At 47.8% G+C, this 15,405-nt stretch carries 12 protein-coding genes; 3 read left to right on the forward strand and 9 right to left on the reverse strand.

Annotation, left to right across the window (positions count from 1 at the left end):
* Positions 1-5 precede the first annotated feature (5 nt).
* Genes uvrA through argS form a run of 3 tightly spaced genes read left to right on the forward strand, consistent with a single transcriptional unit; the run spans position 6 to position 4,878 of the window.
* Positions 6-2,768 (forward strand): excinuclease ABC subunit UvrA, encoded by a 2,763-nt coding sequence (uvrA, locus tag ASN18_RS11570; RefSeq protein ID WP_085052906.1) that lies wholly within the window; start codon positions 6-8, stop codon positions 2,766-2,768.
* A 6-nt stretch (positions 2,769-2,774) separates the two neighbouring features.
* A complete protein-coding gene (locus tag ASN18_RS11575) occupies positions 2,775-3,146 on the forward strand; it encodes a hypothetical protein (protein ID WP_085052907.1) in 372 nt (123 codons plus the stop codon).
* Positions 3,103-4,878 carry an arginine--tRNA ligase gene (argS, locus tag ASN18_RS11580; RefSeq protein WP_236861702.1) on the forward strand — a complete coding sequence of 592 codons (1,776 nt, stop codon included), beginning with the start codon at positions 3,103-3,105 and terminating at the stop codon, positions 4,876-4,878. Before ASN18_RS11575 ends, argS begins: the two co-directional genes overlap by 44 nt.
* 2 nt (positions 4,879-4,880) lie before the next feature.
* Here argS and ASN18_RS11585 read toward each other — a convergent pair whose 3' ends face one another.
* The 9 genes from ASN18_RS11585 to ASN18_RS11625 form a co-directional block, all read right to left on the reverse strand.
* Positions 4,881-5,603 (reverse strand): glycosyltransferase, encoded by a 723-nt coding sequence (locus tag ASN18_RS11585; RefSeq protein ID WP_236861703.1) that lies wholly within the window; start codon positions 5,601-5,603, stop codon positions 4,881-4,883.
* Between the two features lie 28 nt (positions 5,604-5,631).
* Positions 5,632-6,651, reverse strand: a complete 1,020-nt coding sequence (locus tag ASN18_RS11590; RefSeq protein ID WP_085052909.1) for an NAD-dependent epimerase/dehydratase family protein — start codon at positions 6,649-6,651, stop codon at positions 5,632-5,634.
* 9 nt (positions 6,652-6,660) lie between these two features.
* The gene (rfaE1, locus tag ASN18_RS11595; RefSeq protein ID WP_085052910.1) at positions 6,661-7,647 is read right to left on the reverse strand and encodes a D-glycero-beta-D-manno-heptose-7-phosphate kinase; all 987 of its coding nucleotides are present in this window, start codon (positions 7,645-7,647) and stop codon (positions 6,661-6,663) included.
* A gap of 183 nt (positions 7,648-7,830) precedes the next feature.
* Positions 7,831-8,142: a hypothetical protein gene (locus ASN18_RS11600; protein WP_157072955.1), complete on the reverse strand. Its 312-nt coding sequence runs from the start codon at positions 8,140-8,142 to the stop codon at positions 7,831-7,833.
* A 353-nt stretch (positions 8,143-8,495) separates the two neighbouring features.
* Positions 8,496-9,524, reverse strand: coding sequence for a glycosyltransferase family 4 protein (locus ASN18_RS11605; RefSeq protein WP_085052912.1), 1,029 nt, complete (start codon positions 9,522-9,524; stop codon positions 8,496-8,498).
* A 3-nt stretch (positions 9,525-9,527) separates the two neighbouring features.
* On the reverse strand, positions 9,528-10,382 hold the full coding sequence (locus tag ASN18_RS11610) for a decaprenyl-phosphate phosphoribosyltransferase (RefSeq protein ID WP_085052913.1): 855 nt from the start codon (positions 10,380-10,382) through the stop codon (positions 9,528-9,530).
* An 11-nt stretch (positions 10,383-10,393) separates the two neighbouring features.
* Entirely contained in the window at positions 10,394-11,779 is a 1,386-nt protein-coding gene (locus tag ASN18_RS11615; protein WP_236861704.1) for a DUF2142 domain-containing protein, read from the reverse strand.
* The gene (locus tag ASN18_RS11620; protein ID WP_085052915.1) at positions 11,776-13,563 is read right to left on the reverse strand and encodes a tetratricopeptide repeat protein; all 1,788 of its coding nucleotides are present in this window, start codon (positions 13,561-13,563) and stop codon (positions 11,776-11,778) included. The genes ASN18_RS11615 and ASN18_RS11620 overlap by 4 nt, the downstream gene beginning before the upstream one ends.
* On the reverse strand, positions 13,553-15,397 hold the full coding sequence (locus tag ASN18_RS11625; protein WP_085052916.1) for a tetratricopeptide repeat protein: 1,845 nt from the start codon (positions 15,395-15,397) through the stop codon (positions 13,553-13,555). The genes ASN18_RS11620 and ASN18_RS11625 overlap by 11 nt, the downstream gene beginning before the upstream one ends.
* Positions 15,398-15,405: the final 8 nt, after the last annotated feature.

A 15,405-nucleotide genomic window follows, 5' to 3' on the forward strand; every position in this document is an offset into this window, starting at 1 on the left:
GGATTATGCCGGCTTTGAAGTGGCTGGAAATTACCGGAATTAAGCAGAACAATCTTCAGAATATATCTGTCAAAATACCTCATGACAAGTTTGTGGTAATCACCGGAGTATCTGGGTCTGGGAAGTCCTCACTTGCCTTTGATACCATATTTGCCGAGGGGCAGTGGCGTTTTATCGAGTCCCTGTCCACGTATGCAAAGCTGTTCCTTGAGAAGCTCGACAGACCGCAGCTTGAAGAGGTCAGAAACATCCGCCCTGCCATTGCCCTTCAGCAGCGCAATCCCGTCAAGACCTCACGCTCTACGGTGGGCACGGTAACGGAGATATATGATTTGTTGAGGGTTGTGTTCGCGCGCACAGCACAGCCGTTTTGCCACATGTGCGGGGTTGAAATCAGGCGCTGGGATACTGATTCAATCTATAAGTCTCTCATCGGCAGACACAACGGCGCTAAGGCAGCTATTCTTTTTCGCACAGATGAGCCGCTGTCAAGCCTCAGAGAGCGCGGCTTTTATAGAATTTTTAAAGACGGTGAGTTCATGGAGACATTTGGCCAGTCTGATAAAGTGCCCGGCACCGTAGAAGGCCATGATGTACTCATCGACAGACTGGTAGTGCGTGACGAATCCAGGCTTGCCGATTCAATAGAGCTGGCATGGCGCGAGGGAGGCGGTACGATTAAGATTATCATATATGATAATACGGGCCAGACAGAGCTGCTCTACTCAGACGGTAACTCCTGCGATGCCTGCGGTGCCTTGCTGCCAGAGCCTACACCGCTGCTATTTTCATATAATCACCCAATTGGGGCATGTCCGGCTTGTAAGGGGTTTGGAAATATACTTATTGGCGACATGGACTTAATTGTCCCAAACCCACAGCTCTCACTTTCAGACGGCGCCATAGACCCGTGGGAAAAGCCCGCCTTTGACTGGTGGAAAACACAGATGCTGAGGGGCGCTGAGGCCGCCGGTATTGACATTTATAAGCCTGCCGCTGAACTGTCAGAGTATGAGTGGATGCTGCTTAATAATGGGGTTGCGAAGTCTTTCCACGGACTAAGCGCATTCTTTAAATTTCTCTCAGAAGAACGCCATAAACTGCATCTTCGGGTGTTCTTAAACAGATACAGGAAGCCGGTCATCTGTTCAGAGTGTAACGGTACAAGACTGAAAAAAGAAGTCCTTGCCTTTAAGCTAAAAGGCCCTGATATGGCCTTAAACATAGCCGCGATGAATGCAATGACAGTAAAAGAACTGTTAGGGTTTTTTACTACCCCGGCAGTGAACGCTCGTGAGGCGATAGAGGAGGCCCTAAGGCATATCAGACAAAAACTTACCCTCCTAAGCCGCGTGGGGCTGGACTATCTGACCCTGGACAGGCAGACGATGACACTCTCCGGCGGGGAATATCAGCGCGTAAACATTGCTAATCAACTGTCGTGCAGCCTTGCCGGTGCCCTCTATGTTTTGGATGAGCCGACAGTCGGTCTTCACAGCCGTGACAACGAGAGGATTACGGAGATAATCGGCGGCCTAGCTAGGCAGGGCAACACTGTCCTTGTCGTTGAGCATGACCCTGAGATAATACGTGCCGCCGAATGGGTAATAGAGCTTGGCCCTGGTGGTGGAAGCAAGGGCGGGAGCGTTGTATTCAATGGGGCAATTGGTGACTTTGAAAAGTCAGAGACAATCACATCGGGATACCTGAATAACTCCGGCATATACCAGCCATCGCCAAAGCAGCAAATCAACCACAACGCCCCTGCGATTGTTTTAACCGGCGCCAGTGGACATAACCTCAAAGACATAACTCTGCACATCCCGCTCAATGCGCTTACCGTAGTGAGCGGCGTCTCAGGCTCAGGCAAGAGCAGCCTCGTAGTAGATACGCTATATCAGGCGGCGGCAGGCAATTTTAATAAAAACTATGGGAAAAGGCCGCTTAAATATAATGGCGTCACAGGGCTTGACAGACTTAAGGGTGTCTGTCTTGTAGATCAGTCGCCAATTGGCCGGTCTCCGCGCTCTAACCCCGCTACTTATTTAAAATTCTTCGATACAATAAGGTCGATTTTCGCCTCAGCAACAGAGGCAAGGCTCTATGGCTATGGCCCAGGTCATTTCTCGTTTAATGTAGCCGGAGGCAGGTGTGAACTCTGTAAAGGTGAGGGCTACCAAAAGCTGGAGATGTACTTCTTCGAGGACTTATACGTGAAATGTCCCGACTGTGCGGGTAACAGATATTCTGCCGATACGCTTCGTGTAAAATACAAGGGCCTCACAATAAGCGATGTGTTGAATCTGAGCGTTGACGACGCCGCTGATATATTTTGGGATGACCCTGCAATTTCAAAAAAACTCCAGCTCCTGAAAGATGTAGGGCTTGGGTATCTGAGAATTGGACAGCCTGCAACAACACTCTCCGGAGGCGAGGCGCAGCGTCTTAAGATATGTGCAGCGCTTGGAGGCACTGCAAACAAGGGGTTTCTGTACATATTGGATGAACCAACTATCGGCCTTCACATGCGCGACGTTCAGGCGCTCCTGACTGTCCTGAGAAGGCTTATATCGTTAAACAACACTATTGTGGTTATAGAGCATAATATGGATGTTATCAGAGAGGCAGACTGGGTAGTAGACCTTGGACCTGAAGGGGGAGACGCCGGGGGGGAGCTGCTTTTTGAAGGGACGCCGGAGGACTTATATGAATGTTCAGATTCACACACAGGGACATGTCTCAATAAATATGTGCAACGGCAGGTGTAATGCCCTATGATTGAACTAAGCGACGACTTAAAGCACATAGGCTCATTTGTTGGAAGATGTTTTGGCGGTTTGTCAGATGAGGAGGCCGAACATCAGATCAGCTCAGCAGTCCATATCCCCAAATCCATTGAGGAACTGGACTCGCACGTAAATAATATAGGGCGTATAGTTGACAATGTAGCCAGACGTGCATCTGATTTTATAATATGTGCCGCGACGAATATAGAGGATTCTTTTGACACCATCGGCAGGTACATAGCGGTAGAACATATGCCGCCTACACCGTGCTGCATCATGGGCAGGTCACTGTTTTATCTACTGCAGGAACACCTTGATGGAAACTCTGCACACCCATCATCGTGTACATACCACACGTAGAACAATTGGCATCAGCAACAGGTTTTCCCATGAGCCTGCCGCTCCTTTTTTCAGTATTAATTTTACACACAAATATGCTACTCTTAAGCGCTCAGAAGATATGATAGAAGATATACTGTTAAAGGCACTTAGAGAAATAGGGATAGAGACGGATTTTGTCGAGGTCGAGATTCCTAAGCACGAGGCCCTTGGCGATATTTCAACGCCTACGGCTATGCTGCTGGCAAAAAAACTAAGAAAAAACCCATCGGTCATTGCGGATTCAATTATTGCAGCCATCAAAGAGCCTGACATATTCGACTCTATCGAAAAGGCCGGTGCGGGGTTTATCAACTTCAGACTCAAGCCATCATATCTTCACTCAAAACTAAAGCAGCTCTATACAGAGGGTGAAGGATACCTAAGACCCAATGCTGGGAAAGGGAGAAAAATCCAGATAGAATTCGTAAGCGCTAATCCAACCGGCCCGCTGCACCTGGGGCACGGCAGGGGGGCAGCCCTGGGGGCGGCAGTTGCTAATCTGCTCTCAGCCGCAGGGTTCTCAGTCGAGAAAGAATTTTATATTAACGACGCAGGCAGACAGGTGAAACTTCTTGGTGAGTCAGTCTTCTGCCGCTATAAAGAACGCACAAACACGCCCTGTGATTTCCCCAAAGACGGCTACCACGGCGATTACGTCGACGAACTGGCAGGGGAGATTCACAAAGACAACGGAGATAAGTTCTCTAATGCCAGATTTGACGAAGTATCTGAGTTTTTTATCGACTACGCGTATAAGGCAATGCTCTCAGAGATAAAAAAAGACCTGTCAGACTTTGGAGTCGAATTCGACACCTGGCAGTCCGAGAAGGAGCTGTTCACAAATGGCACGGTAATAGAGGCCATCAAGCGCCTCAGAGACAAGGGATTAATCTATGACCAGGACTCCGCCGTGTGGTTTAAGGCTACGGCATTTGGGGATGAAAAGGACCGTGTGCTGATAAAATCAGACGGCCAGTATACATATTTTGCTTCTGACATAGCCTATCATGTGTTAAAACTCAACAGGGGTTTTGACGAACTGATTAACATCTGGGGGGCTGACCACCATGGGTACATACCGCGTATTCGAGCCGTTATTAAGGCCGCCGGAGGAGACGAAAGCAAACTGCTTGTGCTGCTTGTTCAGATGGTAATGCTGCAAAGAGGCGGCGTTCCGGTTCAGATGTCAAAGCGGGCTGGGGAGTTTGTCACACTCAGAGATGTTACTAACGAAGTTGGTAAGGACATTACGCGGTTTATATTTCTCACCCGTCGCCCGGACAGCCAACTGGAGTTTGACATGGAGACCGTGAAAAAAGAATCTTCTGAAAATCCGGTTTATTACATCCAGTATGCCTATGCAAGGATTAACAGCGTCTTTGAAAAGGCACGCGAGAGACAAATACCGGTAACGTTTGACGGCACGACAGACCTCTGCGGCCTGTCTACCCCGGAGGAGCTGCTGCTGATAAAAAAACTAATCTTCTATCCCACAACGTTCCTAAACGCGGTAAGGACACGTGAACCGCACAGGATTACATTTTACCTGCAGGAACTGGCAGGACTGTTTCATCCATTTTACTATAAGCACAGGATACTGGATGAGGAAGAGTCCCTGACAAGGGCGCGGCTGATGCTCTGTGCCTGTGTAAAGATAGTAATTGCAGAGGGCTTAAACATACTTGGCGTCTCAACCCCGGACAAGATGTAGCCTTATTTGCTGTTTCCCCTTGTGAACAGCGCATTTTTCATTGCATATAAGTACCACTTCAGATATTTTGGCGACCATTTTATGATTTTAAACCGCGACTGGCCTTTTGCCCTGTCATGCCAGACCGTAGGGATTTCAGCGATGCGGAATCCGGCAATGTGTGCCTTTACCACCAGCTCAAGGCCGATTTCAAAGCCGCCGTCGCTCTCAATTTCAAATGTTTCAATCACTTTTCTTCTGTATAACTTATAGCTGTTCGTTGAGTCGTGCGTGGGAAGTCCGGCAATAATCTTTAGCGACAGACCTGCTGCCCTTGATAGATTTTTCTTTATAAACGGGCCGCCTACCTGCCTTCCACCTCTGACATACCTGGAGCCGCACACTATGTCTGCGCCCCCTTCTATCAATCTATACATCTTGTCCACGTCGGCATAGTCGTCTGACATGTCTGCCATTGTCACAAGCAGGCACTCCCCTGCTGCGGTCTTAAGTCCTGTTTTAATTGCACTTACGACGCCTCTTTGCGGGTTTTTCATAAAGGTTACCGGATGTCCCTGGTCAACAAATTGTTGAGCCGCAGGAAGTGTGTCGTCCTCGTCAAAATCATAGACAAGATAGATTCTATGTGGAGTTGAGACATTTTTGTCAATAGCACTGAGGACTGTGCCAATATTCAGCCCTTCATTATAAACGGGAATGATTATAGCAAGGGGGATTTTAGTCACTTATTGCCCCTCGTGAATGTTGACCTCACTATATGCCGCCTATCTCTATCTGTGCCTTAATCCACGGGATAACCTCATCAAGGGCTGCCTCAAGCGATGTTGCAGCCTCAAATCCCAGCACCCTCCTGGCCTTTTCCACGGCTGGAACCCTCTTTTGCACGTCATACTTAAATGGATCGTCGCATACATATCTGAACGGTTTACCGGGGTTTACTTTTTTCCAGATCAACTCTGCAAGTTCGAGGACTGTTGTTGAGCGGTCAGTTGAGATATTAAAATCCTCGCAGAGTGCCTTTTGGCTTTCTATGCACAGGCGGATGCCGCGCACAAGGTCACCGGCATAGGTGTAGTGTCTGACCTGGTTTCCCTTTCCAAGAATGTGAAGCGGGTCCTGCCCCTTGAGTACCTTTTGAACGAGGTCAGGGACGACATGGCTCATGGCAAGCCTTACGTTACCGGAGAGGATTTCCTTTTCCACCTTCGCACGTTTTTCCCCTATGCCGACTGCATTAAATGGCCTAATGATCGTATACGGGAGTTCGTACTGCTCGTAGGCGCCCTTTGCGAAATACTCGCAGGCCAGCTTTTGAAATCCATATGTGGACAACGGCGGCGGACACTTCAACTGCTCTCCTTCAGGGGTTGGATAGGTAGAAGTACTCTCAAACACCATTGAAGAGGATATGACGTTTATCTTTTTAAGTTTCCTGTCTTGAAATGCCCAAATCGCCGCGTCAAACGCCGCTGCGGTTATTCTCTCGTTTTCTGCGATTAAATCATATGCCAGCTCATGAAACAATGATATACCACCAATGATTGCCGCAATCGCCACAATTTGGTCACAGTCTGAAAGCAGTTCCTTAAGAAGCCCAACATCTTTAGCGTCACCCTCGACGAAACGGAATCCTTTATGGGCATCATATGATTTTTCCACTTTGCCGTATTTTGAGAAATTGTCTATTCCGACGACCTCGTGTCCGTGTTCTAAGAGTTCGTCCACAAGGTAGCCGCCTATAAACCCGGCTGAGCCGGTTACGAGAATCTTCATAGTATCTCCTTAATCATCAGCGCGCGCAGTGGCAGCGTTGAGCGATTTTTTTATTTGGTCAACAGTTGTTGCCGCCGTGCCGACCTCTCCGACTACGATTCCTGCGGCGTGATTAGCTGTGACGGCAGCCTCCGGCATTGATGCCCCTGAGACGTAGGCAAGTGTAAACGCCGCGATTACTGTGTCTCCTGCGCCGGTAACATCAAAGACCTCTTTGGCCGCAGTTGGTATGTGATGGATTTTGTTATCATGGAACAGGGTCATCCCCTCGTCGCCGCGTGTTATTAAGACGGCGCCGCATTTGAGGTCTTTTTGGAGTTTAAGGCCTGCCTTTTCAAGTGACTGAGTATCTCTGATTGAAATGCCTGAGCCTTCTGATGCCTCTTTTTTATTTGGAGTTATCAACGAGACCCCTTTATAATAATGAAAATGGCCTACCTTCGGGTCAACCGCTGCGAACAGCCCCCCGGCTGCCTTAGCTTGTTCCATCAGGAATTTAACAAGCTGTGCCGTTATCACACCTTTTTTATAGTCAGATACAATAATACCGTCAAACTTTGTTATATTTGATGCGATAAAGCCGGTCAGACTTTTCAGGGTTTTTGCCCCGACCGGCTCTCTTTGTTCTCTGTCAAAGCGTACTATTTGCTGGTTATTTGCAATCACGCGTGTCTTTATCGTCGTTGGTCGTGAGTCGCGGAATACGCCGGAGATGTCAATCTTTTTTTCATTGAGAAGCGAACACATAATATCGGCCTTGAACCCTGTACCGATTATGCCGGAGAGCGAGACGTGAGCGCCCAAAGATGCGATATTATTAGCTACATTTCCAGCCCCGCCGGGAAGGTATGTCTCGTCCTGCACATCAACTACAGGCACCGGTGCCTCGGGGGAAATCCTCTCTGCGTTACCCCATACGAAGTGGTCTAATATAATATCTCCGATTACAAGGATACGCTTGTCAGAAAAATTATCAAGTATTTTATTATAGTCCATCACAGTTTACCGGAGTGCGTCATTATAGAGAAAATAACACTACACAGTTTTTATTGTCAAGAGGAAGTTTCCTCCCAAAAAACGCTACATTCATGGCAAACCGCACTAAGATGTCAAAGGAAACCCCTCTCAAGCCCTGTGAAGGGGGTGTTACTAATTATATGTTTTCCCTAAAAAACCCTCTCAGCTTATCCAACGAGTCGGCCTTTTTATAAGATTTTTAAGATATTCCAACTTATCTATAGAATCCAGCGCCCTGACCATATCCACCAGCTCAAGCCCCAACTCAATTCCTCCAAGCAGACCCTTACGCTGCCCTTCAGCCAATCCCTGCTTGAACCTTACGTCTCTCTCCATATCATACATTATTGCCATTGCCTCTGCCTCCTTACATACCTCGTCCTGCAAATCCCTCAATTGCGACAGCACTTCCACCTGTTTTATGTACTTACCTCGGAGTGTTTCCTCCGGCACTAGCTCCTTCAGTCTACTCAATATCTCGCCAGGTAGGTCAGGAACCCTTTCCCCCTTAAGAACCGTACATGAGAGTTTCCCACTCATACGGCTCAAGCCTATTAAATGCCTGTTTAAAGACACGGACTCACACCTTCATTAAGACTATGGATTATATATCTCATATGGATTGAAATTGTATTTCACTTTTACGTACCATGTTATTTTTGTTTTGCAGATAGTAGTTGAGTAGGTTTTGTGCCAAATACCCAGTCTCTACTTTCTTTACTGATGAAATACTTATTGATGTTCCCCTGATTAAAAGGATAAATAAGACATGAGTTGTAGGAGTTATTTTAGTATAAAAAATTATATTGTAATCATTATAATTGATATTATATGAGATTTCTGATTATCTCTTCAAACTCCTGCCTGCTCTTCATTATATTGTAGCCTTTTGCCGTTGTAAAACCGTTTTCTCTGATGGATTTTCTTAGGTCATCGTTTCTCAGGGCATTCAAGAGTGTCTTTTTAACATCATGGGCGTTGGGGTGCGTAACGCAGGCATTATAGCCGTCCCTGACGTATGGTACTGTGCCGGTTGTCAGCACTGGCAGACCGCAGGCCATCGCCTCAAGCGGGAAAAGCCCAAACCCCTCATGGCGCGATGGGTATAGAAATATATCGGCACTGCTCAGGATACGTCTCAGTTCATCGTCGTCCGGTCTGCCAAAATGTCTCGTCTTCAGCTTAAACTCCACGGCGTCGCCGCATACCCAGACCTCGGCTTTGTCCTTCAGCTCACCGGCTGTTTCATTTAATACGGCGGTGGTTATGTCAAATCCCTTTCTAAATACATCACCGCGTGAGAGGACAAATATCGCTGCCCTGCCCTGCCTCTCTTTGATTAATTTATCATCAGGGTCAGCATAGAACTGCCGGTGGTCTATGCCGATGACAACGGTTTTTAGTTTATCGCCGCCAGGGGCAATTTTTGCACCGAGAATTTCAGCAAGCGCCTCAGAATCAGCAATGCAGCACGCTGTTTTGCCTGAGAAATATAGCCTGTAAAGCAGGTCAATCCCCCTCTGCTGCACCGTGTTTCCATAGTACAGGGCGTCATAAGCCTGCGCGATATACACCACCTTGTTCCGAAACCCCAGCGGGATGGCAAGGTGGATAATGTCGGCAATCACTATATCATAGGGCAGCTTTCTCAGCGCGCCGCTAATTATCGTCCCAACAGGCGTGGGGAGTTTTATGTATTTAATCCTGACAGACGGCTCAATGGGAAAGACAGTGTCAAGCACATTGAGGCAAAATGTGACTTCATATCCGGTCTTTGCCAGATGATTAGCGTATTCGATAACTATTCTGTCGCCGCCCCTGTTTCTTAACGAGTATCTGTAAAAACATACCCTCATTGTTTAAAATACCTCCAGTTTTGCATATCTTATTATACCAATGGACAGGAGCCAGCATATCACTGTCAGGGCAAGCCACCTGTCTCCTGTCATGGCGTCAGTCGGGTCGCCCCTGCCCTCTTTGGCAAGCATCAGGTATCTGAAAAGCCCAAAGGTTACAACGGGTACAGTGTATATAAAATTCTTGTACTGCTCTATCGTGTAAACAGCGTAAAAGACCAGCGACGACGCGGCGGTTATCAGGAGAATATCATTAAGCAGCGCCGGTGTAAACCCGGACAGGCTCTCCCTGTGTGCAGCGGCATTTTCATTGAGGAGTTTAAGCTCACCAATCCTCTTGCCAGTTGCAAGCATCAGTGAAATCATAAACATCGCCAGAAACAGCCAATCCGATATAGGCACATGAAATGCCGCCCCACCGGCAAGCACCCTCATTACAAATCCCGACGCTATACAAAAGATGTCCAACACGGCAGTGTTCTTAAAGTACATAGAATAACACGCCTGTATCACCAGATAAATCCCCATATATGAAAGAAACACATAATCAATAAAATATGCCGTAACTGCTGAGCCCGTAAGCAGTAGTACAGCCAACACGCCGCCAGATGCCAGTGAGACCTCCCCTGCGGCAATCGGCCTTAGTTTTTTTACCGGATGCAGGCGGTCAGCCTTCCTGTCGGCAATGTCGTTAATAATATATGAGGCGCTTGCGGCTGAGGAAAACGCCAGAAACGCAGCCGGGGCACTGCCCAGCGTTTCATGGCTTAACAGCTCACCCCCGAAAAACGGTGCGGCAAACAGGAACATGTTCTTTACCCAGTGCTTTGGCCTGAGCAGCCTTATAAAAATGTTCATTTATATCATTCTCATTCTATCTGCACATAATACCTTACTACTATTACAAATAGCGCTAGCATCAGAGAAAACAACAGGTAAGCGCCCAAAAATAACTCTACGAGATGACGCTTCACTAATAAATGTCCAAAGATATTATTGCTCAATAAAATAAACAACAGCGGCAGAAGCGGTATCACATACCTCGGCTGCAGACCGTCAATGTAGGGACTGCCCACAGGCGTCCAAATCAGATACTCTGATGTGGAAAACAGCAGGACACACGACAATATGGCCGTAAAGATTACCAGCTTTTTTGTTGTACTGACTTTAAGCGGTTCAGGTGCAGAAAATAACGCACTCAACGCTAACAGCCACACGTAAGAGGCCTGATATACCACTGGCATATTCGTATCCAGCCACCCCATCTTCCCCACAACTGTATACCAACCCAGTTGGCACTGCCTCACAATTGTCCTGATAAACGTCTCCGCAAACGTAAACGGATGCCCTAAGACATAGCTCAACTGTCTCTCCGGTGATACGTCAAGGCCGTTATTGTACGCCACTACGAGATAGTCCACCTTCGATGACCACCAGAGGTTGAGTGAAAGGTTCACTATGAATAATACGGCAAAGGCAGCCCTGTAACTCCTTACCGATGGGAAAAAGGTCTTTGGTATCAGAAAAAAGCACAACAGCAGGGGAAAATACGCGTGTTTTGACATCGTAAGCGGTAAAGAAAGTAAAAACAGTATTAAAAGGTTCTTTTTAAGATTTTCCTTGTCAGAAGCCGCCCTCAGCGCTGTGGCAGTAAATAAAAAGCAGACGGCATTGGTAAAGGAATCCGCAGACAGCGACGCCCCCTGAAACAGCGACAATGGCATCAGGGCAAGAAACACAAACAGCCACTTATACGCGGGCGCTGTCCTGATTGACAGGTACATCAGGCAAATCCATACGAACAGATTGGCAGCCCTGCCAGCGTAGACTAACCATAGCACTGTAAAACCTGAGTGGCGCCCTGCATATATGGCCGCAGCCTGTGGTATAAACGGTACAGGGCTATAGAGTACCGTGTAGTGGAAGTTAATGAACGCCCTCCGCCCTTCGTCTATTGGTATTTTAAACGCCTCGATGATTTCACTGACCTCCTGTTTGTTTTCCGGGTGGCCGGGGATGTCCTTAGATAGGGTCTTTGCCGTTTTGATGAGGGACTCGGGCAGCATACCCCCAACATCGCCTCCACGCCTCTCAGCCAAGGCCCTGCCTTCTGACAGTTGATACGAACGGTAGAAGTGGTTTGTCTCATCAGGGGCCTGAAACGGCGGCACTACAAATACAAACAACAGGCCAAAGACAATCCCCAATATCAGGAATACCTTTTCCGGTACGTAGCCGGTATTTTCAGTAGTCACTGGGTTTGTACCGATTTAAGCATAGTTTCTATATTTGGCCCTGGATTTTGGCTATGGGGTGCCAGGCGCTGCGCCTCTTTGAAGTTCAACACGGCGTCCTCACGTCTTCCCATCTCTTTTAGCACAAGGCCCTTTTGAAAATACAGTTCCCAGTTGTCTGCCGATGCCTCAAGGCCCTTGTCTATATATGCAAGGGCGTCCTCATATCTATGTAGTCCCATTAGCGCCATCCCTATGTACTTATATATTAGTTTATTTTGTTGATTTATTACCAATACCTTTAAGAAAAACTCGACCGCCGTGTCATAGTTCTTTTGCCTTAAGTAGGAAAGTCCCAGTTTAAACACAGAGGACTCACCCTCAACTGCCCAATAAGGCAGGGATTTCTCGAAATATGGCGCTGCCTCTGCCTTTTTGCCCTTTATAATCAAGGCGCTCCACATGTTGAAATTCAGGGCAGGATAGTCCGGCAGGATTCTCAGGGCGCGCGTGAACTGCTCTATGGCCCCGTCTGTCTCTCCGGTTGACAACAGGTGTGTGCCGTAAAGGTTGTAAGCCAGAAAGTTATTTTCTGTTACATCGATGGCGTGTTTAAAAAGCGTGCCGGTGTCTCTCCAGTAACCAGTCTGCCTGTATGTCAAAAGCGCAAGGGGCAGGAGCAGGGCAGCGGCAAAAACCGGTATGATTGTCCTGTTATTCTTAAAGAAATCGAAAATCCCCCATGAGACAATTATAAAAATACCAGCAAATGGTATATACGCATAGCGGTCTGCAACAGGGGCAGCGCTGGTCTGGACAAACTGAAGCACCGGGACAAGCGTTACCAAAAACCAGAGCCAGCCTGCTAATACATAAGGCTGTGTCTTTCTAATCCAAACGGCAGCCCCCGTGATTACCACAAGGGCAGCGGCAGACAACACCACCGGCCAGGGCGAGCTGATCTCTTTATAAGGATAAAACACGCAAAGCGCTGTCGGCCAAAAGGCCTTCCCTAAGTATGTCATATATGAAAGCGCTGCGCTTGAGAGGCGAAACCACAGAGATGACTCAGTAAGTGACGCCACGGCCTCGTTCTTTGCCTGCCCGTATATTGTCAGCGCACTGGAAAGCGCCGAAAGCACAAAAAATGGCAGCTTCTCTAAGACCAACAACCCGTTCATCTTACCATTGCCTCTAACCCTGGCAAGCGGCCAATAATCAAGAATGAGCATCATAACCGGCAGAGTTACGGCCATTGGCTTAGACATCAGGGCAAATAGGTAACACAAAAGAACAATGACATAACGGCTGAACGCAGGCCCCCTGGCGTAATACACATATGCCGCAGCGGTAATAAACCAGAACAGCGCGCACAGCACATTTTTCCTCTCAGACACCCACGCCACAGACTCCACATTTATAGGATGAAGCGCAAAGAGCGCGGCCACAAGGGCGCTCTGCCACAGCCTTCCCGTTGCATAGTTAAGGAAAAGAAACACAGCCGTCACTGCCCCAACATGTATCAGCAGACTGCTGAGGTGGTGACCATGCGGATTAAGTCCATAGAGCGATATATCGGCCATATGTGAAATCCACGTAAGCGGGTGCCAATATGAGAAATAGGAAGTCTTCAACGCCCACAGGACGCCGTCCAGGGTAAGCCCGCCCTGAATGTTATAGTTGTCTATTACGTATTTATAGTCGTCATAGTTTACAAAGCCGCAGTCCTTGAGTGTAAAATATGCCCCAAACGTCACAAGGCAGAGGGCAGCAATTACCGGCATCCTCAGATTTCTACCGCTCATTGATTGATCCCCCTGGTAATGCCCCCTGTCCGGTATATTTTTCTATCAGTTCGAGTTTATTTTTGGCTGGTGAATAGTCAGGATTAATGGCAAGTGTCTCTCTGAAGGCTGCCGCGGCCTCGGCTGCCCTTCCCAGCGCCATTAGCGCAAGTCCTTTGTTGAAGACCATCTCCCATGTGCCGGGCTTAAGGGCAAGGCCCCGGTTAAAATACGAAAGCGCCTGGTCATTTTTACCCGTATACATGAGGACAAGCCCGAGGTAGTTGATAACATCGAGGTCTTTGGGATTAAGCTCAAGCGATTTCCTGAAATATAGCGCCGCCTCGCCGTAGTTGGCGTCTTTCATATAGGAAATGGCAAGGAGTTTATACAGGTGAGGCTGACGGCCTTCTCTCCAGTAAGGCAGCGACTTGTCGTAATACCTTTTGGCCTCATCGTCCTTTCCAAGATGGGTAAGCGTACTCCATGCGTTGAAATTAAGGAGCGGGTCAGAGGGCATTATCTCAAGCCCCTTGTAAAACTCTACGAGTGCCTCGTCAAATCTGTTTTGCTTTAACAGGTGAACGCCGTAGCTGTTATGGGCTGCGTAGTTGCTTTTGGTCACATCGAGGGCGTGCTTAAATAGTGTGCCTGAGTCCCGCCAGTAACCGGTTTGTCTCCACGTAAAGGCGCTGAAAACGGCTGTAACCAGTATCGAGATTGACATAAAAACAAGGATATGACGGCGCTGCCCCTCTAAATTGATTGCCGTCAGGTCCCACAACCCCCATGAAAACATAATGAAAATCCCAATCATAGGCACATAGGCATACCGGTCAGCCATAGGGGCAAGCCCCACTTGCACGATTTGAATCACAGGCACCATCGTCCCCAGATACCAAAACCAGCCTATGACAAGATATGGCCGCGGCTTTCTAAGTATAATCACGGCGACTGTTACGCAAATCAGCAGCACCGCCGAACCTATTGCTGGCAGATATGACTTTAACGCAAAATATGGATAAATAACGGCCAGATGAGTTGGCACAAGCATCTTGCCTATGTATGAAATATAGGAAGTGAAGGCGTTTGCAATTCTGATATTTAAAGGGAGTATCTCGAAGCTGGCAATCGAGGCGTGCTGCACGCGCAGGGTTATGAAGATAAACAGCGCAGTAAAGAAAAAAAACGGGAGCTTTTCAAGTATTGACCGCCTGAACACTGCCGTGCCTGTAAACCGCTGCAGCGGCCAATAGTCTATGAGCAGCAAGACAAATGGAAACGTAACAAGCATAGGCTTTGATATAAGCCCGAATATAAATAACGCTAACGCGGCGGTAAAAAACGCTGCACTGCGCCGCCCGGCACTATACCGCCTCACATAACCGGCGTATGCACAGGCGGCAGTAATCCAAAAAAATGTGGACAGGACATTCTTTCTCTCAGCCGCCCATGCAACTGACTCAACATTCAGAGGATGAACGGCAAATAACACAGCAGCAAGGGAGCTGGGGAGGGCGCTTCCTGTAGTGTGATAAAGAAAAAGAAATAAAAACGATGCGCTGAGAGCATGAATAAGTACGCTGGTCAGATGATGACCAGCCGGGTTCAATCCAAAAAGCTCAACATCAAGCATGTGTGAACACCACGTCAGTGGAAACCAGTTTGAATCATATGAATCTGTAAATGCCCACACTAAACCATCTTTCGTAAATCCATCTTTGACCCTATAGTTTTCGGCTACATAGACATAGTCGTCATAACTGACGAAGTCATTATTGAACACAGGCAGGTAAACGAAACACGACAGTGCCGCAAGCGCCATGGAGATTAATATTGTACGTTTATTGTTCATTGTGAGTT

Origin of the sequence: Candidatus Magnetominusculus xianensis, assembly GCA_001541255.1 — a bacterium.
Taxonomy (GTDB): domain Bacteria; phylum Nitrospirota; class Thermodesulfovibrionia; order Thermodesulfovibrionales; family Magnetobacteriaceae; genus Magnetominusculus; species Magnetominusculus xianensis.

Excerpts from the sequence above, each read along its gene's own strand:
- argS (WP_236861702.1), top strand. The coding sequence starts at position 3,103 with ATGGAAACTCTGCACACCCATCATCGTGTACATACCACACGTAGAACA.
- rfaE1 (WP_085052910.1), bottom strand. The coding sequence starts at position 7,647 with ATGGACTATAATAAAATACTTGATAATTTTTCTGACAAGCGTATCCTT.
- ASN18_RS11590 (WP_085052909.1), bottom strand. The coding sequence starts at position 6,651 with ATGAAGATTCTCGTAACCGGCTCAGCCGGGTTTATAGGCGGCTACCTT.
- ASN18_RS11620 (WP_085052915.1), bottom strand. The coding sequence starts at position 13,563 with ATGAGCGGTAGAAATCTGAGGATGCCGGTAATTGCTGCCCTCTGCCTT.
- uvrA (WP_085052906.1), top strand. The coding sequence starts at position 6 with ATGCCGGCTTTGAAGTGGCTGGAAATTACCGGAATTAAGCAGAACAAT.
- ASN18_RS11610 (WP_085052913.1), bottom strand. The coding sequence starts at position 10,382 with ATGAACATTTTTATAAGGCTGCTCAGGCCAAAGCACTGGGTAAAGAAC.
- ASN18_RS11625 (WP_085052916.1), bottom strand. The coding sequence starts at position 15,397 with ATGAACAATAAACGTACAATATTAATCTCCATGGCGCTTGCGGCACTG.
- ASN18_RS11605 (WP_085052912.1), bottom strand. The coding sequence starts at position 9,524 with ATGAGGGTATGTTTTTACAGATACTCGTTAAGAAACAGGGGCGGCGAC.
- ASN18_RS11575 (WP_085052907.1), top strand. The coding sequence starts at position 2,775 with ATGATTGAACTAAGCGACGACTTAAAGCACATAGGCTCATTTGTTGGA.